The organism is Nonomuraea sp. NPDC050663 (assembly GCF_044456985.1).
Lineage (GTDB): Bacteria > Actinomycetota > Actinomycetes > Streptosporangiales > Streptosporangiaceae > Nonomuraea.
On record NZ_JBITGL010000012.1, the window covers coordinates 94,694 to 114,534 of the forward strand.

The window sequence follows — 19,841 nt, forward strand, 5'->3', positions numbered from 1 at the left end:
ATCAGACTTCCTCCCCGCGAGTGCCGAGCGGGGGAAGGTGGCGGGGGGCACGGTGATCCAGCGCCTCCCGCAGTTGTGCCCTGCCACGGTGGATCCTGCTTCGAACCGTTCCCAGCTTCACGCCGAGCGTGGCCGCGATCTCCTCGTACGACAGCCCCTCGATGTCACACAGCACGACCGCGGCCCGGAACTCCGGAGCCAGGCCGTCAAGGGCCGCCTGGATGTCGGGCTCGAGGTGCGCGTCGTCGAGCGCCTGGGCCGGTGACGGCTCACGCCCGCGAAGACGCTCCGCGGCGTCGTCGGCCAGCCCCTCGAAGCGGATGCGCTGCTTGCGCCTGGCCATGTCGAGGAACAGGTTCGTGGTGATCCTGTGCAGCCAGCCCTCGAAGGTGCCGGGCGTGTAGCTTGACAGGGATCTGAAGACACGGACGAAAACCTCCTGTGTGAGGTCCTCCGCGTCGTGGACGTTGCCGGTCAGCCGGTACGCCAATCGGTACACCCGGGACGAGTGCGTACGCACTACTTCCTCCCAGGTCGGAGGAGTCCACTCAGACACCTGGTGGTCGCTCGCGTCCACCAGTACTCCTCTCTCTGGGACCACCGTCGCTACCGCCATAGTGCCTGGTTTTGTCCCTTCGTGCGAAATGCCGCCGTTGTGGACCGGCAAAGCCCGTTTAAACCTGCAACGCGTTGGGTGGCACTTGAGTTCCCGTCATGGCGTGTCTCCCCTAGGCTGCGATCAGTGATTAATGGCACTAATAGGAGGGAGGAGGCCCATGACCAGTCCGGTAGAAGCGAGCCTGGCCTACGCGGAGCAGTTCTCTCGTGAGGATGAGATCCTGCGCGCCGCCCGGCAACGCGGTCAGGAGATGGGCGCGGTGCCCATCCTTCCCGGCGGCGGCGCGGCACTGTGTGTCCTCGCCACGGCCATCAGCGCGCGTTCCGTGGTGGAGATCGGCACCGGATGCGGGGTGTCGGGGCTGTGGCTGCTGCGCGGCATGCGCCCTGACGGCACGCTGACCAGCGTCGACCTGGAACTTGAGCATCAGCGGCTGGCCAAGCAGGCCTTCGCCGAGGCGGGCTTCTCCGGCAGCCGCATCCGGCTGATCACCGGGCGGGCGCTCGACGTGCTGCCTCGCCTGTCCGACGGCGGGTACGACCTGGTGTTCGCCGACGCGGCCAAGCAGGAGTACGCCGACTATCTGGCGGAAGCCGTACGGCTGCTGCGGGTCGGCGGGATCGTGGCCTTCGACAACGCGCTGTGGCACGACCGGGTGGCGGACCCCACGCAGCGCGACCCCGAGACGGTGGCGGTGCGGGAGCTGGGCAAGCTGGTGCAGGCCGACGATCGGCTGCGCGCGGTGATGCTGCCGGTGGGCGACGGGCTGCTCACCGCGGTCAAGATCAGCGACTGACGCGCACGGCACGGCGGGGCCCAGGAGGCCCGGGGCGCTCCGGCGGGTGAGACGAAGAAGCGGCCGCCCGGATCGGGCGACCGCTTTCGAAAGCCGTCGTCAGGCCTGGCCCGACAGCCAGTCGACCAGCACCCTGACGCCGAACCCCGTCGCCCCCTTCGACAGCGTGCCCTCGTCGACCGAGCTGCGGCCGACGCCGGCGATGTCGAGGTGCGCCCACGGCCGCCCGCCGGTGAACTCGCGCAGGAACAGCGCCGCCGTGATCGAGCCCGCACCGTAGGTGGAGCCGCTCTCGACGTTGGCCAGGTCGGCGATGGCCGACTTCAGCGCGGGCGCGTAGTCGTCGACCAGCGGCATGCGCCACAACCGGTCGCCGGTGTGCTCGCCGCTCTCGGCCAGCTCCTTGGCCAGCGGGTCGTCGGAGGCGTAGAGCCCGCCGACCCCCGCGCCGAGCGCCACGCGGACCGCACCGGTCAGGGTCGCGATGTCGATCATCACGTCGGGGTCGAGCGTCGCGTCGGCGTAGGCCAGCGCGTCGGCCATGACCAGGCGGCCCTCGGCGTCGGTGTTGAGCACCTCGACCGTCTTGCCGCCGTGGATGGTGATGACGTCGCTGGGCCGCTGGGCGCTGCCGGACGGCATGTTCTCGGCCGAGGCGATGAGGCCGGTCACCCGGACCCGCACGCCGAGCTCGGCCAGGATGCTCATCACGGCGATGACGACCGCGCCACCGGCCATGTCGGTCTTCTGGAACTTCATGTTGTCGTTCGGCTTGATGGACAAGCCGCCCGAGTCGAAGGTGATGCCCTTGCCCACCAGCACCACGTGCTTGCCGGCGCCCTCGGGCGCGTAGGACAGCTGGATGAGCCGCGGCGGGTTGGCGGACCCCATGCCCACCGCGGAGATGCCGCCGAATCCGTCGGCCGCGAGCGCCTCTTCGTCCCACACCCTGGCCTGCAGTCCCGTCTGGGCGACGGCCTGCTCGGCCAGCCACGCGGGAGTCTTGACGGAGGCCGGGGTGTTGGACAGGTCACGGGCCAGCCCGACCGCACGGGCGATGGTCTCGCCCCGGCGGATCGCGGCCTCGTCGCCGTCGTGCACGAAGGTCAGCGCGCGCACCGGGGTCTTGCCCGGCGCCCCGATGCGGAAGGAGTAGGCCGCCAGCAGTGCCGCCTCGGCGAACACGGACAGATCCCCGCCGTCCGGAAGCACCACGGTCAGCGCCTTGCGGCCCTTCACCCTCCTGACCAGTGTCGCGGCCGCCTTGCGCAACTCCCTGGGCGAGCCGTCGCCCACGCCGTACAGCAGGATGCGGCCGACGCCGGACCCGCGCGCGACGGGAACTTCGATCACCTCGCCCGCCTCGCCCTTGGCCTCGTAGTGAGCGAAGAGCTCGGCGGCCGGTAGCGGCAGGTCGGGGACGTCGAGGTCACCGGTGTACGGCACCGCGAACAGGTCGACGTCGGCGGGTGGCTCGGCGGCCACGGACAGGCTGGTCTCAATAGGCATCGTGCGACTAGCCGACCACGCTCTTCAGCGCCTCACCCAGCGCCTTGGCTTCGTCGGCCGAGATCTCCACGACGAGCCGGCCGCCACCTTCCAGCGGAACGCGCATGACAATGCCGCGCCCTTCCTTGGTGACCTCGAGCGGACCATCGCCGGTCCGCGGCTTCATCGCCGCCATGCGCGCATCCCTTCCTGCAGTGGGTTCACCGCGACCGGCCGTACCGGCTTGACTCACGGTGCCCGACGCATTCACGTCTTCTGTGATGTCCTATTCTCCCGCATCAGGAGCCGTGATGGGTAACGATCTCCTCCCAGATGCGTTGTAGAGGCTCGCGAACGCGGCCAAACTGGTCCTCGTGAACGCACGCGCCGCGCTGTTCGACCTCTACGGGGACCACCTGCGTCCGCGCGGTGGACGAGCCTCCGTGGCCGCTCTCCTCCGGCTGCTCGCGCCGCTCGACATCGCCGCTCCAGCCGTGCGCACTGCCGTTTCGCGCATGGTTCGCCAGGGGTGGCTGAGGCCGCTGAGGCTGGCTCAGGGACCGGGCTACGGGCTCACTCCCAAATGCGTTACCCGCTTGGACGAGGCCGCGCTGAGAATTTACCGAGCTGGAACGCTCGACTGGTCCGGCAGATGGCATTTGATCGTCTTCGAGCCCGTGCGCGAGCGGCCACGCCGCGAGCGCCTGCGGGCGGACCTGGTCTTCCTGGGCTACGCCCCGCTCTCGGAGACGACCTGGATCGGCCCGCGGCCTTCGCCCGAGCTGGATCCCCTGCTGGCGCCGCACCGGGCCGACTGCTTCGAGGCCGTGCTCGACGGCGACCCGCGCGAGCTCGTGGCCCGCGCGTGGGACCTGACGGCCATCGGCCAGGCGTACGAGAAGTGGCTGACGGAGGCGGTCGCCCTCATCGGCGCGCTGCCCTTCGACGCCACGCCGAACGAGGTCTTCGCCACCCGCAGCAGGCTGGTGCACGGCTGGCGTAACTTCCTGTTCCGTGACCCGGGCCTGCCCGCGCAGCTGTTACCGGCCGGCTGGCCCGGTGAGAAGGCGCGGGCCTACTTCGAGCAGGAGGCGGCCCGCCTCATGCCGGCCGCCGCAGCGTTCGTCGACCAGGAGTTGAAGTGATTTCTTACGAGGTATCCGAGCAGGTCGCCACCGTCACCCTCGACCGGCCCGACGCGATGAACTCCCTCACCGTCGAGATGAAGACCGCTCTGCTGGAGGCGCTGACCAATGCCGCCTCCGACGCCGGGGTGCGCGCCGTGCTGCTCACCGGCTCCGGCCGCGCCTTCTGCGCGGGCCAGGACCTGCAGGAGCACGCCGCCAACCTGGAGGCGGGCCGTGGCCTGGCCGGCACCGTGCGCCTGCACTACAACCCGGTCGTCGAGCTGCTCACCACGATGGACAAGCCCGTGGTCGCGGCGGTGAACGGCGTGGCGGCGGGGGCGGGCGCCTCGCTGGCCTTCGCCTGCGACCTGCGCGTCGCCTCCGACCGGGCCAAGTTCGCGATGGCCTTCGCCGGCATCGGCCTGGCTCCCGACTCCGGCGCCTCCTGGACCCTGCAGCGCCTGGTCGGGCCGGGTCGCGCGGCCGAGATGCTGCTGCTCGGCGAGGTCGTCGACGCCGCCCGCGCCCTGGAGCTCGGGCTGGTCAACCGGGTCGTGCCGGGCGACGAGCTGGGCAAGGCGGCACGTGAGCTGGCCGTACGGCTGGCGCAGGGGCCGACGGCCGCCTTCGCCGCCACCCGCAGGGCGTTGCGTCACGCGGCCACCCATTCCCTGAGCGAGTCTCTGGAACTGGAGGCGGTGCTGCAGGACGAGTGCGCCGCCACCGAGGACCACCTGGCCGCCACCCGCGCCTTCCTGGCCAAGCAGCAGCCCACCTTTCAGGGGCGATGAGCGGCCTGGCCTGACTCGAAGTACGTCACCAGCTCGGGATCCAGCTCCGGCACCTCCATCGGGGCGCCGCCGTTCCTGAGCGAGGCGGTCGCCTGGATGCCGGCCGCGACGCTCATCCTGGCCGCGACGGGCGAGGTGTCGGTCGGCCCGCCGTGCCGTACGAAACGGAAGAACTCGGCCAGGATCTGCGGGTCGGCGCCGCCGTGGCCGCCGTCGGCCGCGGGGATCTCGTGGACGGCGTCGGCGTCCTCGCGGTAGCCGGAGCGGCGGGCGTTCCAGACCTTGACCGCTCCGCCGGGGCCGTTGCCGAAGTTCTCCAGGCGTCCTGCGTCGCCGATGACCGTGTAGTTGCGCCAGTAGTCGGGCGTGAAGTGGCACTGCTGGTAGGCGCCGATGACGCCGTTGTCGAGCACCATGTTCATCACCGACACGTCCTCGACGTCGACCTCGGGGTTGAGCCCGGTCTGCGAGAGCGGCGGCCAGTTGGCGGCGGGCGCGTACCAGTCGTCGGGTTTGGGGGTGCCGGGGGCGCGGCGGGGCAGGGAGCCGTAGACCATGAGGTCGCCGAAGGCCTGCACGCGGCGGGTGTAGCCGCCGGCCAGCCAGTGCACGACGTCGAGGTCGTGGGCGGCCTTCTGCAGGAGCAGGCCGGTGACGCGGGAGCGTTGCGCGTGCCAGTCCTTGAAGTAGAAGTCGCCGCCGTGGCCGACGAAGTGGCGCACCCAGACGCTCTTGACCGCGCCGATGTCGCCGCGCTGGATGATCTCGCGCATCAGCCGCACGACCGGCATGTGGCGCATGTTGTGGCCCACGTAGAGCCGGGTGCCGCTCTCGCGTGCCGTACGCAGGATCTGGTCGCAGCGTTCGAGGGTGATGTCGAGCGGCTTCTCGACGAACGCGGGCACGCCCGCGCGCAGGGCCTCGCAGGCGAGGTCGGCGTGGGTGTCGTCGGGCGTGAGCAGCAGCACCGCGTCGACGTCGCCGAGCATCTCGCGGTGGTCGGCGTACGGCTTGGCGTCGAATCGCCGCGCGCCCTCCTGCCTGAGCACGGGGTCGAGCTCGGCGACGGCGGTCACGCGCGAGCCGTGACCGGGCCGGTGGGCGACGGCGGCGAGGCTGCCGCGCAGGCCCAGGCCGATCACGCCGATTCTGAGGTCGGTCATCGCAGGAACATCTCAATCACGGGAACGGTCACGTCGGGCCGGGTGACGGGCAGCTGGAGGGTGAGCGTGTCGTCGGGCACGCCCCTCAGGTAGTGGTGGAACGGCTCGTTCGGGTCGAGCTGGACCATCTGGACCTCCGAGGCGTCGTGGAGGAACTGCGCATATCGCACCTTCCCCGCGAGGCCGGGGAGGAAAAGGTGCTTCAGCGGCCACGACAGCAGGTGCAGGTAGAGGCGGTCGCCGCGCTGGGTGTAGCGGCAGTCCTGCGGCGGGGTGAACTCCGAGGCGCCCGCGCCGCGGATCGAGCGGGCGTGCAACCGCATCCACTCGCCGACCCCGGACAGCCGCTCCAGGGCCCGGGGCTCGAACTCGCCGCGCGCGTTGGGCCCGACGTTGAGCAGCATGTTGCCGCCCTTGGAGACGGTGTCGACCAGCATCTTCAGCAGCAGGTCGACCGGCTTCCAGTCGAGGTTGTCGCGGTGGTAGCCCCAGCTGCCGTTGAGGGTCTGGCAGGCCTCCCAGACCCCGGCTCCCGGCAGGCCGCCCGGCGGGATGACCTGCTCGGGGGTGCGGAAGTCGCCGGTGCCCAGGCCGAGCCTGTTGTTGATCAGGATGCCGGGCTGCAGGGAGCGCACCAGCTCCTCCAGCTCGGTGGAGCGCCACTCGGCCGGGCCCTTGGCGCCGAAGCCGCGGCCCTCGTAGGAGAAGTCGAACCACATGGTGTCGATGCGGCCGTAGTTCGTGAGCAGCTCGCGGACCTGGCCGTGCAGGTAGCCGGTGTACTTGGCGACATCGCGCTCGCCGAGCTCCTCGTCGCGCTGCGGGTGGTAGAGGTCGTTGGGGAAGTCGGGGTGGTGCCAGTCGAGCAGCGAGTAGTACAGCCCGACCTTCAGGCCCCTGGACCGGAAGGCGTCCAGCATCGGGCCCAGCAGGTCGGTCCTGGCCTTGTAGTCGGTCAGCGCGGAGTCCCACAGGCAGAAGCCGTCGTGGTGCTTGGTGGTGACGACCAGGTACTTCATCCCCGCCCGGACCGCCGTGTCCGCCCAGGCCTCCGGGTCGTACAGGTCGGGGTCGAAGTGGTCGAAGTAGCGCTGGTAGTGCTCGTCGCTCATGCGCTCGTAGGACTTGACCCACTCGTGGCGGGCCGCAGCGGCGTAGATGCCCCAGTGGATGAACATCCCGAATCGGGCGTCGGTGAACCAGCTCATGACGCGGCCAGCACCTCCTCGAACTCCTTGCGCGCCTGGTCGCCGCCCGCCGCGCGCCAGTCCTTGACGAGCTGGTCGTAGTCGCTCATCGGGGCGCGCCCGGCCATGATCGAGGTGAGCCTGTCGACCCGCATGGTCGACAGCGACTCCAGCTTGTTCTCGTGGGCCGGGGAGTACAGGCCGGTGGTCGGGTCCTCGACGCCGACGGCGATGAGCCTGCTGATCGCGTCGTGCTGGATCCTGACCGCGTCGGCCGAGGTGGCGTCGTAGACCGGCTGGGTCGGGGCGGCCAGGTACTTCCACGGCACCGTGGTGTCCTTGGCGCCCTGCTCGGTCAGGACCGGGTTGCCCTTGTCGTCGCGGGTGTAGTCGGTGCCCTCGACGCCGTAGTTGATGAGCGTGTACTCCTCGCTGCCGAAGGGGGAGGCGAAGAAGTCGGCCACGCGCAGGACCTCCTTGACCTTCGCCTCGTCGGCCTTCTTCACGAAGTTGGTGGCGAAGGCGATGTTGTTCATGAAGGCCACGGCCTTGCCGCCGAAGGGCACGAGCGGGCGCGGGTCGGCCTTCTGGTCGATCTTCTTCTGCGTCTGCAGGTATCCGGCCGCGCCCAGGTAGGCGGGCAGGCCGTCGTAGGTCATGGCGGCGCCGCCGGAGTTGAAGGTGTTCTTGCGCTTGAGGGTGTCGAAGCCCTCGGAGCCCGGGTAGATGATGCCGGCCTCGCGCAGCTTGATCACGTACTCGACGGCGGCGCGGTACTCCTCGGTCTCGAAGCCCGCGGTCAGCTTGCCCGTGGCCTTGTCGAGCCTCCAGCCGTTGGGGGCCCCGAACAGCTGGGAGAAGATCGACAGCCCGAACAGGCCGCCGGTGGCGGTGACGACGCCCCACCGCTTCCTGGCCGGGTCGGTGACGGCCTTGAGCGCCTCGAAGAGCCGGTCCATGTCGGTGATCTGGGCCAGGTCGGTGACCCCCGCCTCGGCGAGGATGTCGGCGCGGTAGAAGCCCAGGCCGCCGACCAGGTTGCGGGGCACGGGGATGCCGTAGAGCTTGCCGCCGACGATGCCCTGCTTCCAGAAGATCTCCGGGATGGCGGCCAGGTTCGGGTACTCCTTGACCGCGTCGCCGCCGAGCAGCGCGGTCAGGTCGGCGCACTGGCTGGCGGCGAAGGCCGGCAGGTTGTTGACGCCCTGGGTGGCGATGTAGGGGAACAGGTCGGGCAGGCTGTTGCCGGCGACCATGGTGTTGAACTTGGTGGCCCAGTCGTCGGCGGCCACGACGGTCAGCTCGACCTTGCCGCCGAGCCGCTTCTCCATCTCCTGCCAGGCCGGGTTCTGCTCGCGGCCGGGCGGCGGCGGGGAGAAGGTCTGCGAGGCCGCGGTGATCGTGCCGCCCGACATGGGCGGCTTGGCCACGGCCTTGAACAGCTCCTTCGGGTAGGTGAAGTAGCCCTCTGGCACGCCGGCCGCGTTGCCCGCGAGGTCCGGCTTGAGCGCGCCCGCCAGGGGCGTGTACGAGGGGAGCTTGATCGTCAGGCCCTGGGCCTTGGCGGCGGGAGCAGCTCCCCCACCGGAACCGCAGGCCGCCAGGGCGGCCACGGACAGCGCGGTGGAGGCACTGAGTCGGAGGAATCCACGACGGTTCATCTGAGTCCTTAACCCTTGATGGCGCCGGTGAGAACGCCCTTGGTGAAGTAGCGCTGGAGGAAGGGGTAGACGAGGAGGATCGGGACGATGGCGACGACGAGCACCGCCATCTGGATCGCCTGGACGGGAGCGGGCGCCTCCGACGACGCGATGCTTTCGAGCGTCCGTCCCTGCAGCACGAAGCTGCGCAGGATGAGCGGCAGCGGCCACTTCTCGGTGTCGTCGAGGTAGAGCAGGGCGTTGAAGAAGGCGTTCCAGTAGGCGACGGCGTAGAAGAGGGAGACGACGGCCAGCACCGCCTTCGACAGCGGCAGCACGATGCGGACCAGGATGCGCAGGTCTCCCGCTCCGTCCATGCGGGCGCTCTCCAGGAGCTCGCCCGGCAGGCCCATGAAGAAGGAGCGCAGCACGACCAGGTTGAAGGCGCTGACCAGGCTCGGCAGGACCAGGGCTCCGAAGGTGTTGAGCAGCCCGAGCTCCTTGACCAGCAGGAAGTTGGCGATGATGCCCGGGTTGAAGAGCATGGTGAACAGGGCGACCATCAGGATGATCCGGGACCCGGTGACCTCGCGGCGGCTCAGGCCGTACGCCATGCCGATGGTGGCGCAGACGCTGGCCAGGGTGCCGATGGCGGTGACCACGACACTGATCAGCAGGGCGCGGGTGACCGTGCCGCCGTCGAAGATCGCGCGGTAGGCGTCGAAGGTGGGGTTCGTGGGCAGCAGGACGAATCCCCCGCTGCGCGCGATCTGCACCTCGTCCGACAGGCTCGTGCCGAGTACGCCGACGAACGGGTAGATCACCAGGAGGGTGACGCCGAGCAGCACCGCGCCCTTGGCGACCAGGCCTGGCGTGCTGGGCTTCTCCATCCACGCGGGACGTTCACTTCGTGGCACCGCGGTACACCCCCTCGTGGCCCAGCAGGTGGGCGACCTTGTTGGCGCCAAGCACCAGGGCCGCGCCGACGACCGCCTTGAACAGGCCGACCGCCGCCGCCGCGCCCCACTGGCCGTCGCGCACGCCGTAGTGGTAGATGAAGGTGTCGAGCACCTCGCCCGCCTCGGCTCCGACCGCGTCGCGCTGCAGCAGGATCTGCTCGAAGCCGACCGACAGGATGCTGCCGAGGTTGAGGATGAGCAGCAGGATGATGATCGGCGTGATGCCGGGCAGCGTGACGTGCCACAGGCGCCGCCACCGGCCCGCGCCGTCCATCGCCGCGGCCTCGTAGAGCTCCTGGTTGATGGAGAGCAGCGCGGCCAGGAAGATGATCGTTCCCCAGCCGGCGTCCTTCCACAGCAGCTGCAGGGTGACCAGCAGCGGGAAGGTGTCGGGGTCGGTCATCATGTCCCAGCGCGGCAGCCCGACCCCGGCCAGGAGGTCGGGCAGGACGCCCGCGCCGCCGAGGATCTGCTGGAAGATCGAGACGATGATCACCCAGCCGATGAAGTGCGGCAGGTAGACCACGCTCTGCACGAATCTGCGGATCTTCTCGCTCATCACGCTGTGCAGCAGCAGCGCCAGCGCGATCGGGGCGGGGAAGAACAGCACCAGCTGGGTGACGGTGATCTGCAGGGTGTTGACGATCGAGTCCCAGAACCTGGAGTCGGAGAAGACGGTCGCGAAGTTCTGCAGGCCCACCCACGGGCTGTTCAGGTAGCCCAGGTAGGGCTGGTAGTCCTGGAAGGCCACGACGTAGCCGAACAGCGGCGCGTAGTGGAAGACCAGGAAGTACAGCAGTCCCGGCAGGGCGAGCATGAGCATGGTCCGGTCGCGCCAGATCCTGCGATGCAGCGGCGGCCTGGCCCTCTTCTTCTCCGGTACGGCAGGCGTCACCACCGGGGCGGTCCGCGGAGGGGAAATCGTCATGCGTGGTCCTTCCAGTTGGCGAGGACCGTAGTAAGCGGTTTCTGCTTTCGTCAAGACCCCGCCCACAATCTGATCTGCCGATCCGACGTTTTCCATGGACAGGAGCTTGACGTGCTGCCGGAATCCCCCTAGCGTGCCGCTTCATTCATAGAACGCGCTTACTATCGGGGAGCACGACGTGCAGGATGACAGGGCGCCCGCCGGGCCCCGGCGGCCGAGAACGGCGCTGGCCATGGGGGCGGGGGTGCGGGAGACGGTCTTCGGGGCGGAGGCGCTCGAACGCCTGGCCGGCCTGGTGAACCTGCACGAGGAGGTGGTCGTGGGCCCCGACAGCGTCCCGCTGGCCGACGCCGAGGTGCTCGTCACCGGCTGGGGCGCGCCCCCGATCGACGACAGGCTGCTGGCCAGGGCGCCGAGCCTGCGCTTCATCTCGCACGCCGCGGGCACCGTGAAGACCTTCGTCGACCCGTCCGTGTTCGGGCGCGGCGTCAGGGTCTCCAGCGCCGCCGACGCCAACGCCGTCCCGGTGGCCGAGTTCACCTTCGCCGCGATCGTCTTCGGCGCCAAGCGCGCGTTCACCATGGCCGAGCGCTACCGCGTCAGCGGAACCAAGCGGGATTTCTCCGGCATGCCGTGGCTGGGCACCCACGGGATCACCATCGGCCTGGTCGGCGCCTCGCGGATCGGCAGGCGGGTCCTCGCGCTCCTGCGCGGCCTGGACGCCGACCTGCTGGTCTACGACCCGTACGCCGACCCGGTGGAGATCGCCGGGCTCGGCGCCCGCATCGTGGAGCTCGACGAGTTGCTCACCCGCTCCCACGTGGTGAGCCTGCACGCGCCCGAGACCCCGCAGACCGTCGGCATGCTCGACAAGGAGCGGCTGGCGCTGCTGCCCGACGGCGCGGTGGTGGTCAACACCGCCCGCGGCGCGCTGATCGACCATGACGCCCTGGTCGCCGAGGTGACGGCCGGGCGTCTCGACGCCGTGCTCGACGTCACCGATCCGGAACCGCTCCCGCCCGGACACGCCCTCTTCGGCCTGCCCAACGTCTTCGTCACGCCGCACCTGGCCGGGGCGCAGGGCAACGAGCTGGCCAGGCTGGCGGACTCCGCGCTGCGCGAGGTTGCCCGCTACTGTTCCGGAGCACCGCTGCGGCACGAGATCCATGCCGACGAACTCGGCAGAATAGCGTGAGGGACGAGGAGGCAAGATGAGCGAGGCGACCATCGCCGACGTGGCCAGGCTGGCCGGGGTGTCCAGCGCGACCGTCTCGCGGGTGATCAACCGCAACTACCCGGTCGCCGAGTCGACCCGGGCCAGGGTCGAGGCGGCGATCAGCGAACTCGGCTACGTCGCCAACGCCCACGCCCGTGCCCTGGCCGGCGCGACCAACCGCACCGTCGCGATCATCATCAACGACCTGATCGACCCGTTCTACGCCTACATCGCCAGGGGCGTCGAGCGCGAGGCCACCGCCCAGGGCAGGCTCTGCCTGGTCTGCTGCACGCACGGCAGCCACGAGCAGGAGCTGGCGCTCATCGACCTGCTCCACGAGCAGCGGGCCGACGCGGTCATCCTGGTCGGCGGCGCCTACGAGGACCGCGCCTACGCCTCACAGGTGGCCAAGCGGGCCAGGGCCCTGCACGCCAGCGGCTCCACGCTGGTGTTGTGCGGGCGGCCGGGGGTGGGCGACGACGCGCCGACGAAGGTCGTGGAGTACGACAACGAGGGCGGCGCCTTCGCGATCACCGACTACCTCATCACCCAGGGGCACCGGCGGGTGTTGTTCCTCGGCGGGCCCTCGCTGTTCTCCACCACGATCGCCCGCCTGGCCGGGCACCGGCGCGCATTGGAGCTGCGCGGCCTGCCGTACGACGAGAGCCTGATCAGGCCGGGGCCGCTCAGCCGCCGGTTCGGCTACGAGCGGACCAGGGAGCTGCTGGCCGAGGGGCCGGAGTTCACCGCGATCTTCGCGGCCAACGACAACGTGGCCGCCGGGGCGATGCAGGCGATCGAGGCGGCGGGCCTGTCGGTGCCTGGCGACATCTCGGTGGCCGGATACGACGACGTGCCCCTGGCCCAGGAGTTGCGTCCGCAGCTGACCACCGTGCGCATCCCGCTGGAGGAGATGGGCCGCCAGGCGGTCCAGCTCGCGCTGGGCGTCGCCGACGGCGGCGACTACCTGTCGCCGGTGCGCACCACGACCCGCGTCGGCACCAGCATCGTGGTGCGCCAGTCGGTCGGGGCGCCCTCCGCGAAGAAGGCGCTTGCGGCGGCCTCCGGCAGAAAACGCGCAGGTCGCTGATAGAAACGTCTAGAAAGAAATAGCAAGGTCTTGACGGTCCATAGTAAGCGTTTTCATGCTCTCGCCATGAATCTCGAGCTGAACCGCCGCCGTTTCCTCACCGTCACCGGTCTGGCGGGAGCCGCCGCCCTCGCGGCGCCCGCCGTCCCCGCCCTGGCCGATCCCGCGCGGCACACGGTCGTGCTCCGGGCCAGGGCGGGCGCCGAGAGCGAGCGGCTGCGCCTGCAGCAGGCGCTGGGCACCACCGACTTCCACCCCACCGGCGTGCACCTGCCCGCCGGCACCCCGCTGACCCTGCGGGTGGAAGCGCCCGACGGGCTCCTGCCGACGCTGCACGTCGGCGCGCCCGACACCCACCAGGACGCCGCCTACAAGCAGCCGCGCGCCTACCCGCTGGTCGCGGGCGAGAACACCGTGCAGGACCCGGGCGGCGGCCTCGTCTACCTGAAGATGATCGGCGACGGCCAGCGCGCCCGCGTCAAGTTCCTGTCCGGCGGCGTCAGGGTGCCCGTCTTCGAGCTCGGCAGGACCACCGCCGAGGACTTCCAGGCCCAGCTCGACACCCTGACCGGCGCCCCGCAGGTGGAGCTGGTCTCCCGCCACGCCATCGTGACCGTCACTCGCGAAGGCATGCTGGCTTGGCGGGGCGAGGACCGCGTGGCGCACCTGGAGCTGCTGGAGACGATCATCGCCTCGCACGCCGCGATCTCCGGCCTGTCCGCCGCAGAGCGCAGCCCGCTCCCCTTCCATCTCGTGGAGGCGCCGCGCATGCCCACGGGCGCGGGCGCCTACGCCACCCACGGCTGGACCGCCTACCCGCGCACCTACCTCGACCGGCTGCTGTCGGTGGAGGGCCTGCGCACCCGCGGCTGGGGCGTCTACCACGAGCTCGGCCACCAGCACCAGCAGATGGCCTACAAGCCGACCGACCTCACCGAGGTCACCGTCAACATCTACGCCCTGGCCGCCCAGCGCACCCTCGGCCAGCAGTCGAACCTCACCAGGCCCGACGCCAAGACCGGCCTGACCCCCTACCAGAGCGGCCTGGCCAAGCTGCCTGCCGCCGACTTCACCAAGCTCGGCGCCTTCGAGAAGCTGGTGCCCTTCCGCCAACTGGAGCTCGCCTTCGGCGACGACTTCTGGCCGCGCCTGCACCAGGTGGTGCGGGCCGAGAACCCGCCCTCGGACTGGACCGAGAGCGCCAGGCGCTGGGGTTACCTGGCCGTCTACACCTCCAGGATCGCCGGACGCGACCTGCGTGCCTTCTGGCAGCGCTGGGGCGCGCCGCTGACGGCCGAGTGGCTCGACGCCGTCGCCGCCCTGGGCCTGCCCGCGCCGGGCTCCGACCCCAGCACCCTGAGCGAGAGCGCATGAGCATGACCAGGCGCACCGCACTCGGCCTCGGCGCGGGAACGTTACTGCTGCCGCTGATCCCGGCGGGCGCGAGCGCGCGAACCGAGTTCGACGCGCTGCGCGCCAGGGCGGCGGCGCTCATCACCGGCGGCGCCTTCGACACCGCCGACCCCGCCCTCGCCGCCCCCCTCGCCCGGCTCGGCCAGTCGGCCGCGGACCTGCGGCGCACGCTCGTCACCGCCGCCGGCCGTATGCACCTGTGGGCCGACCTGCCGCTGACCGGGGTCTCCGGCGACATCGCCTCCAGCTACACCCGGCTGCGCACGCTGGCCACCGCCTGGGCCACCCCCGGCACCATCCAGTACGGCGACGCGGACCTGGCCGAGCTCGTCCTGGACGGGCTCGACTTCCTGTACGGCCACGCCTACAACGAGTCCAAGCGGGAGCTGGGCAACTGGTGGCACTGGGAGATCGGCGCGCCCAGGGCGCTGATGGACACCTGCGTGCTGCTCGACGACCTGGTCACCCCAGAGCAGCGGGCGGCCTGGATCCGCGCGGTCGACCGCTTCTGCCCGAACGCCGATCGGCGCACCAACCTGGCCGACTTCGCCGAGACCGGCGCCAACCGCGCCGACAAGGCGCTCATCGTGGCCCTGCGCGGCATCGTGGGCCGCAGCCCCGACCGGCTCGCCCTGGCCCGCGACGGGCTGTCGAGCCTGCGCGACGGCGGCAAGCACAGCCTGTTCGGCTACGTCACCAGGGGCGACGGCTACTACGAGGACGGCTCGTTCGTCCAGCACGACGACATCGCCTACACCGGCTCCTACGGCGTCGTGCTGCTCGGCTCGGTCAGCACGATCCTCGCCCTGCTGGCCGGATCGAGCTGGGCGGTCACCGACCCGAAGGTGAACGTCGTGCTCGACTCGATCGAGCGCACCTACGCGCCCTGGATCCACGACGGGCTGATGATGGACAGCGTGCGCGGCCGGGGCGTCTCCCGGCAGTTCGGCCGCGACCAGCACGTCGGTGCCGACACGATCGCCTCCATCCTGCTACTGGCCGACGGCGTGCCCGAGCCGTACGCGACCCGCTTCCGCGAGTTGTGCGCGGGCTGGATCGAGCGGGGACGCTTCCTCGAACACGTGGGGGTGGCCGCCACCGCCAGGGCCTCGGCCCTCACCGCGCGGCCCGCTCCCCGGCCCGTCATGCACCGCGTCTTCGCCGACATGGACCGCGTCGTCCACCGGCGGCCGGACTGGTCGGCGGCGCTCAGCCTGTCGTCCAGGCGCATCGCGGGCTACGAGTGCGGCAACGGCGAGAACTACCGGGGCTGGTACCAGGGCGACGGCGTGCTCTACCTCTACCTCGACCAGGACCACTACACCCTCGACTACTGGCCGACGGTCGACTCCTACCGGCTGCCCGGCACCACCGTGGACACCAGGCGGCGCCTGCCTGCGGTCTCCTCGGGCGGCACCGGCACGTTCGGCCCCGACAACGCCTGGGCGGGCGGCGTCGTGCTCGGCGACCACGGCCTGGCCGGGCTCGACCTCATGGCCATGGGCAGCACGCTGCGGGCCAGGAAGTCGTGGTTCTTCCTCGACGACGCGATCATCTGCCTGGGCGCCGGGATCCATGGCACCGACGGGCGCACGATCGAGACCGTCGTGGAGAACCGGGGCACTTCGGGCACGCTGTTGCTGGAGGAGGGCTGGGCGCACCTGGAGGGGGTGGGCGGTTACGCCTTCCTGGACCGGGCGCCGGTGAGGTCGCTGCGCGAGAGCCGTACCGACCACTGGCGGGCCATCGACGACGGCGCCTCCACGGGCGGGACCACCGATCCGGTCACCAGGGAGTACGTGACGCTCTGGTACGACCACGGGGTCTCCCCGGTGGACGCTTCGTACGCCTACGCGGTCCTGCCCGGCGCCACCCCGCACGCGACCAGGCGCTGGCGGGGCGCGCACGTGCTGTCCAACACCGCCCAGGCGCAGGCCGTGCGCGCGGGCGGCCTGCTCGGGGCGAACTTCTGGAGCCCGGGTACGGCAGGCGGCGTCACCGCCGACGCGCCCTGCGCCGTGCTCGTGAGCCGGAAGGGCGAGCACCTCCGCGTGGCCGTGTCCGACCCCGGCAGGACCACCGATACGGTGACGCTCACCCTCGACCACCCCGCGCTCGGCCTGGTCAGCGCCGACGACACGGTCACCGTGCGGACCGGGCGCCGCCCGGCGATCACCGTCGGCCTCGCCGGCTCGCGCGGGCACACGCACACCGCCCACCTCACCGTCCCACCTCATCCCTAGGAGCCCTCGCCGTGCAGTTGCCACCCACCGACCGCGTGCTCTCCTCCCGCACCGGATGGACCCGCGCGCACTGGGAGGCGGTGGCCGACCACCTGCTGGACTCGGTCGTGCCGTACGCCTCCCCCGACTTCTCGCGCTACGGCCTGCCCGGGCGGGCGAGCTGGTCGGGGGTGGCACTCGACGGGCTGGAGGGGTACGCCAGGACCTTCCTCCTGGCGGCCTTTCGCATCGCGGGCGGGGGCGCGCCCGACGCGCTGGCCGAGAGGTACGCGCAAGGACTGGCCGCCGGGGTCGAGGGGGTCTGGCCGGAGCTGACCGACTGCTCGCAGCAGATGGTGGAGGCCGCCTCCATCGCCGTCGGGCTCCACGAATCACGCGCGTGGCTCTGGGACCGGCTGCCGCCGCGCACTCAGGAGCGGGTCGTCGACTGGCTCGGCGGCTTCGTCGGCAAGCGCACCTGGGACAACAACTGGATGCTCTTCCAGACCGTCACCGAGGAGTTCCTCAAGTCGGTCGGCGGGCCGTACAAGCAGGAGGAGATCGACAGGGGGCTGGCCAGGATCGAGGACTGGTACGTCGGTGACGGCTGGTACACCGACGGCGGGACTCGCAACTTCGACTACTACTGCGGGTGGGCGCTGCACCTGTATCCGCTGTTGTGGGCGAGGATGGCCGGGGAGGAGGGGCAGGTCTACCGGGAGCGACTTTCCACCTTTCTCCAGTCTTATCAGCACTTCTTCGGCTCCGATGGCGCGCCCGTCCACCAGGGGCGCTCCCTGTGCTACCGCTTCGCCTCGCTCGCGCCGGTCTGGATGGGAGCGCTGGCCGACGCCACCCCGCTGGCCCCCGGGCAGACACGCAAGCTCGCCTCCTCGGTGCTGCGCCACTTCGTGGAACGCGGGGTGCCCGACTCACGCGGGCTGCTGTCGCTCGGGTGGTACGACACCTTCCTGCCCTCGACCCAGCCCTACTCCGGTCCCGCCTCGCCGTACTGGGCGTCGAAGGGGTTCCTGGGGTTGCTGCTGCCCGCCGACCACCCGGTGTGGACCGCGCCGGAGCAGGGGCTGCCAATCGACCACGGCGACGTCGTCGCCGAGATCCCCGCGGTCGGCTGGACGCTGCACGGCACCCGGCACGACGGCATCGTGCGCCTGCTGAACCACGGCAGCGACCACGGCGAGGTGAGCGACCCCCACTACGCCAAGCTCGCCTACTCGACGCGGACCGCGCCCGAGGCGGGCGAGCACGCCCGGGTGCAGGAGGTCGACAACCACCTCGCCCTGCTCGACGGCGCGGAAGCTGCGGCCAGGGGAACGATCGAACGGCTTTCGGCGTCGTCGTCGCGCTCCGTCACCCCGCTGGGCACCGTCACCAGCCACTCCTCGGTCAGAGGCGCCTGGGAGATCAGGGTGCACCACGTCACAGGCGCGGGCGAGGCCGTGACGGTGCGCGAAGGCGGCTACGCCGTCGCGGACGCGTCGGCGCCCGCGGTGGAGTCCGGCCCCGGCTGGGCGATGGCCACGCGGGCCGACGGGCTCACCTCCGCGATCATCGGCCTGTACGGCTGGCAGCACGCCGAGGTGATCCGCAACGTGGAAGCCAACGCCTTCGGCCCCCACTCGGCCGTGCCGTGCCTGACCGGCGACTCCCCCGGCCTGCACGTGTCGCTCGTCGTGCTGTCGGGCGACACCGTGCATCCGGCCGCGCTCCGCGAGGCCGTCACCGTCGCCCGCGATGCCGGCGCCGTCGTGGTCGCCTACCCCGACGGCGCCTCGGTCACGATCCCGTTCGGGTGACGCACTCCGCGATGTGGTCGTTGACCAGGCCGATCGCCTGCATGAGCGCGTAGGCGGTGGTGGGGCCGACGAAGGCGAAGCCGTGACGCTTCAGCTCCTTGGCCAGGGCCCTGGACGCGGGAGTGATGGCGGGGACGTCGGCCATGCTCTTGGGCACGGGCGAATCGGGGTCGTGATATTTCCAGACCAGGGCGGACAAGCCCTCTTCGAGGCGCTGGGCCGCCTTGGCGTTGGTGACGGCCGCCTCGATCTTGGCCCGGTTGCGGACGATCCCCTCGTCGGCCATCAGGCGCTCGACGTCGCGCTCGGTGTAGGCGGCGACCTTGGGGATCTCGAAGCCGTCGAAGGCACGGCGGAAGTTCTCGCGTTTGCGCAGGATGGTCAGCCAGGACAGGCCCGACTGGAAGGCCTCCAGGGAGACCCGTTCGAAGACCCGGTCGTCGCCGCGGACCGGGCGGCCCCATTCCTCGTCGTGGTAGGCGGTGTAGAGCGGGGTCATCGTGCCCCAGGTGCAGCGGACGACCTCCGTCACCGGCGGTCCTCCGCGCTCACGCGCTCGTCGTCGTGCTCGTCGATGGTGTCCGCGGCGGCCGTGCCGGGGCCGGCGTCGGCCTCCGGCTCGTCGTCCCAGCGGCTCTTGCCCGCCGTACGCGCGGCGGGCGCGCCCGACGACGCGGCGGAGACGTCCGCGCCGCTCGACGAGCCCTCGGGCTCGCTCTCGGAGCCGCGGTCGGAGCCTTGCTGGGCGTTTTGGTCGGAGCCGCGGTCGGAGCCTTGCCGGGCGTCTTGGTCGGAGTCGCCCGCGGCCTCGCTCCTGGTGTCGCCCGCGGCCTCGCTCTTGGCGTCGCTCGGCGTGGCCACGTGGCGGCCCAGCCTGATCGCCGTCGCGTCCTCCTCCAGCTCCACCGGCTCGGCGTCGGCGCCCGCCGCGGTGGCGTGCCTCCCGTACGGCTCGATGCCGAGGCCGCGCACGGCGGGCTCCGCCTCCGACAGGACCAGGGACGCGTCGGACGGGCGCGGCTCGTGCTGGGTGCGCAGGGCGTCGCCCGGCCCGGCGTGCACCTCCTGCCGCGCCTGCAGCCTGCTGGACAGCAGCTCGGAGACCCGCTGCTCCAGCACGGCGATGCGGGTGTCGCGCGCGCTGATGGCGTTGGCCGCGCGGCGCAGCGTCTCGTCCACCGACTGCGTGTGATAGCCGACGAGGTTCACCGGCAGCTGCAACGCCATGAAGTCGACGGCCGACAGCTGACCGGGCTCGGGCAGCTCAAGCGGGGGAATGTCGGGCGGGAACTCGGTCAGCTCACCGCCCTTGCCCAGGGAGACCAGCACCACGCAGACCAGGACGGCGGCGGCGGCGATGGCGAGTACGACCAGCACATTGGCAT

General features: G+C 71.1%; 18 protein-coding genes. 8 read left to right on the forward strand and 10 right to left on the reverse strand.

Features of this window, described 5'->3' with window-relative positions:
- Position 1 precedes the first annotated feature (1 nt).
- Entirely contained in the window at positions 2-616 is a 615-nt protein-coding gene (gene sigE, locus ACIBH1_RS32240) for an RNA polymerase sigma factor SigE (protein WP_181614507.1), read from the reverse strand.
- Positions 617-776: 160 nt separating this feature from the next.
- Here sigE and ACIBH1_RS32245 point away from each other — a divergent pair, with 160 nt between their 5' ends.
- Positions 777-1,415, forward strand: a complete 639-nt coding sequence (locus ACIBH1_RS32245; protein ID WP_397317742.1) for an O-methyltransferase — start codon at positions 777-779, stop codon at positions 1,413-1,415.
- A gap of 99 nt (positions 1,416-1,514) precedes the next feature.
- On the opposite strand, the gene ACIBH1_RS32250 is transcribed toward ACIBH1_RS32245, so the two are convergent.
- Positions 1,515-2,924 carry a leucyl aminopeptidase gene (locus ACIBH1_RS32250; protein ID WP_397317743.1) on the reverse strand — a complete coding sequence of 470 codons (1,410 nt, stop codon included), beginning with the start codon at positions 2,922-2,924 and terminating at the stop codon, positions 1,515-1,517.
- A gap of 7 nt (positions 2,925-2,931) precedes the next feature.
- On the reverse strand, positions 2,932-3,099 hold the full coding sequence (locus tag ACIBH1_RS32255; protein ID WP_101788278.1) for a DUF3117 domain-containing protein: 168 nt from the start codon (positions 3,097-3,099) through the stop codon (positions 2,932-2,934).
- Positions 3,100-3,277: 178 nt separating this feature from the next.
- Here ACIBH1_RS32255 and ACIBH1_RS32260 point away from each other — a divergent pair, with 178 nt between their 5' ends.
- Entirely contained in the window at positions 3,278-4,048 is a 771-nt protein-coding gene (locus ACIBH1_RS32260) for a PaaX family transcriptional regulator C-terminal domain-containing protein (protein ID WP_397317744.1), read from the forward strand.
- Positions 4,045-4,821: an enoyl-CoA hydratase-related protein gene (locus tag ACIBH1_RS32265; protein ID WP_397317745.1), complete on the forward strand. Its 777-nt coding sequence runs from the start codon at positions 4,045-4,047 to the stop codon at positions 4,819-4,821. The genes ACIBH1_RS32260 and ACIBH1_RS32265 overlap by 4 nt, the downstream gene beginning before the upstream one ends.
- Here the strand turns inward: ACIBH1_RS32265 and ACIBH1_RS32270 are convergent.
- From ACIBH1_RS32270 to ACIBH1_RS32290, 5 genes are read right to left on the reverse strand one after another with little or no spacing between them, the layout of a single operon-like run.
- Positions 4,809-5,984 (reverse strand): Gfo/Idh/MocA family protein, encoded by a 1,176-nt coding sequence (locus tag ACIBH1_RS32270; protein WP_397317746.1) that lies wholly within the window; start codon positions 5,982-5,984, stop codon positions 4,809-4,811. The genes ACIBH1_RS32265 and ACIBH1_RS32270 overlap by 13 nt on opposite strands.
- Positions 5,981-7,192 carry an alpha-L-fucosidase gene (locus tag ACIBH1_RS32275; RefSeq protein ID WP_397317747.1) on the reverse strand — a complete coding sequence of 404 codons (1,212 nt, stop codon included), beginning with the start codon at positions 7,190-7,192 and terminating at the stop codon, positions 5,981-5,983. Before ACIBH1_RS32275 ends, ACIBH1_RS32270 begins: the two co-directional genes overlap by 4 nt.
- Complete coding sequence (locus tag ACIBH1_RS32280) at positions 7,189-8,832, reverse strand: hypothetical protein (protein WP_397317748.1); 1,644 nt, start codon at positions 8,830-8,832, stop codon at positions 7,189-7,191. The genes ACIBH1_RS32275 and ACIBH1_RS32280 overlap by 4 nt, the downstream gene beginning before the upstream one ends.
- Before the next feature lie 8 nt (positions 8,833-8,840).
- The gene (locus ACIBH1_RS32285) at positions 8,841-9,728 is read right to left on the reverse strand and encodes a carbohydrate ABC transporter permease (RefSeq protein WP_397317749.1); all 888 of its coding nucleotides are present in this window, start codon (positions 9,726-9,728) and stop codon (positions 8,841-8,843) included.
- The gene (locus ACIBH1_RS32290; RefSeq protein ID WP_397317750.1) at positions 9,715-10,698 is read right to left on the reverse strand and encodes an ABC transporter permease; all 984 of its coding nucleotides are present in this window, start codon (positions 10,696-10,698) and stop codon (positions 9,715-9,717) included. The genes ACIBH1_RS32285 and ACIBH1_RS32290 overlap by 14 nt, the downstream gene beginning before the upstream one ends.
- A gap of 178 nt (positions 10,699-10,876) precedes the next feature.
- On the opposite strand from ACIBH1_RS32290, the gene ACIBH1_RS32295 reads away from it, so the two are divergent.
- From ACIBH1_RS32295 to ACIBH1_RS32315, 5 genes are all read left to right on the forward strand, one after another.
- Positions 10,877-11,893: a hydroxyacid dehydrogenase gene (locus ACIBH1_RS32295; RefSeq protein WP_397317751.1), complete on the forward strand. Its 1,017-nt coding sequence runs from the start codon at positions 10,877-10,879 to the stop codon at positions 11,891-11,893.
- A 16-nt stretch (positions 11,894-11,909) separates the two neighbouring features.
- Positions 11,910-13,004, forward strand: a complete 1,095-nt coding sequence (locus ACIBH1_RS32300) for a LacI family DNA-binding transcriptional regulator (protein ID WP_397317752.1) — start codon at positions 11,910-11,912, stop codon at positions 13,002-13,004.
- A 66-nt stretch (positions 13,005-13,070) separates the two neighbouring features.
- On the forward strand, positions 13,071-14,378 hold the full coding sequence (locus ACIBH1_RS32305) for a M60 family metallopeptidase (protein WP_397317753.1): 1,308 nt from the start codon (positions 13,071-13,073) through the stop codon (positions 14,376-14,378).
- Positions 14,375-16,660 (forward strand): polysaccharide lyase 8 family protein, encoded by a 2,286-nt coding sequence (locus tag ACIBH1_RS32310; RefSeq protein ID WP_397317754.1) that lies wholly within the window; start codon positions 14,375-14,377, stop codon positions 16,658-16,660. Before ACIBH1_RS32305 ends, ACIBH1_RS32310 begins: the two co-directional genes overlap by 4 nt.
- Before the next feature lie 11 nt (positions 16,661-16,671).
- Positions 16,672-18,456 (forward strand): DUF2264 domain-containing protein, encoded by a 1,785-nt coding sequence (locus ACIBH1_RS32315; protein ID WP_397317755.1) that lies wholly within the window; start codon positions 16,672-16,674, stop codon positions 18,454-18,456.
- Here the strand turns inward: ACIBH1_RS32315 and ACIBH1_RS32320 are convergent.
- On the reverse strand, positions 18,437-18,988 hold the full coding sequence (locus ACIBH1_RS32320; RefSeq protein WP_397317756.1) for a DNA-3-methyladenine glycosylase I: 552 nt from the start codon (positions 18,986-18,988) through the stop codon (positions 18,437-18,439). The genes ACIBH1_RS32315 and ACIBH1_RS32320 overlap by 20 nt on opposite strands.
- A complete protein-coding gene (locus ACIBH1_RS32325) occupies positions 18,985-19,833 on the reverse strand; it encodes a hypothetical protein (RefSeq protein ID WP_397317757.1) in 849 nt (282 codons plus the stop codon). Before ACIBH1_RS32325 ends, ACIBH1_RS32320 begins: the two co-directional genes overlap by 4 nt.
- Positions 19,834-19,841 lie beyond the last annotated feature (8 nt).

What these genes read in the sequence shown, in the direction of transcription:
- ACIBH1_RS32255 (WP_101788278.1), bottom strand. Translation starts at nt 3,099, where the DNA reads ATGGCGGCGATGAAGCCGCGGACCGGCGATGGTCCGCTCGAGGTCACC.
- ACIBH1_RS32310 (WP_397317754.1), top strand. Translation starts at nt 14,375, where the DNA reads ATGAGCATGACCAGGCGCACCGCACTCGGCCTCGGCGCGGGAACGTTA.
- ACIBH1_RS32280 (WP_397317748.1), bottom strand. Translation starts at nt 8,832, where the DNA reads ATGAACCGTCGTGGATTCCTCCGACTCAGTGCCTCCACCGCGCTGTCC.
- sigE (WP_181614507.1), bottom strand. Translation starts at nt 616, where the DNA reads ATGGCGGTAGCGACGGTGGTCCCAGAGAGAGGAGTACTGGTGGACGCG.
- ACIBH1_RS32245 (WP_397317742.1), top strand. Translation starts at nt 777, where the DNA reads ATGACCAGTCCGGTAGAAGCGAGCCTGGCCTACGCGGAGCAGTTCTCT.
- ACIBH1_RS32275 (WP_397317747.1), bottom strand. Translation starts at nt 7,192, where the DNA reads ATGAGCTGGTTCACCGACGCCCGATTCGGGATGTTCATCCACTGGGGC.
- ACIBH1_RS32290 (WP_397317750.1), bottom strand. Translation starts at nt 10,698, where the DNA reads ATGACGATTTCCCCTCCGCGGACCGCCCCGGTGGTGACGCCTGCCGTA.
- ACIBH1_RS32270 (WP_397317746.1), bottom strand. Translation starts at nt 5,984, where the DNA reads ATGACCGACCTCAGAATCGGCGTGATCGGCCTGGGCCTGCGCGGCAGC.
- ACIBH1_RS32250 (WP_397317743.1), bottom strand. Translation starts at nt 2,924, where the DNA reads ATGCCTATTGAGACCAGCCTGTCCGTGGCCGCCGAGCCACCCGCCGAC.
- ACIBH1_RS32305 (WP_397317753.1), top strand. Translation starts at nt 13,071, where the DNA reads ATGAATCTCGAGCTGAACCGCCGCCGTTTCCTCACCGTCACCGGTCTG.
- ACIBH1_RS32300 (WP_397317752.1), top strand. Translation starts at nt 11,910, where the DNA reads ATGAGCGAGGCGACCATCGCCGACGTGGCCAGGCTGGCCGGGGTGTCC.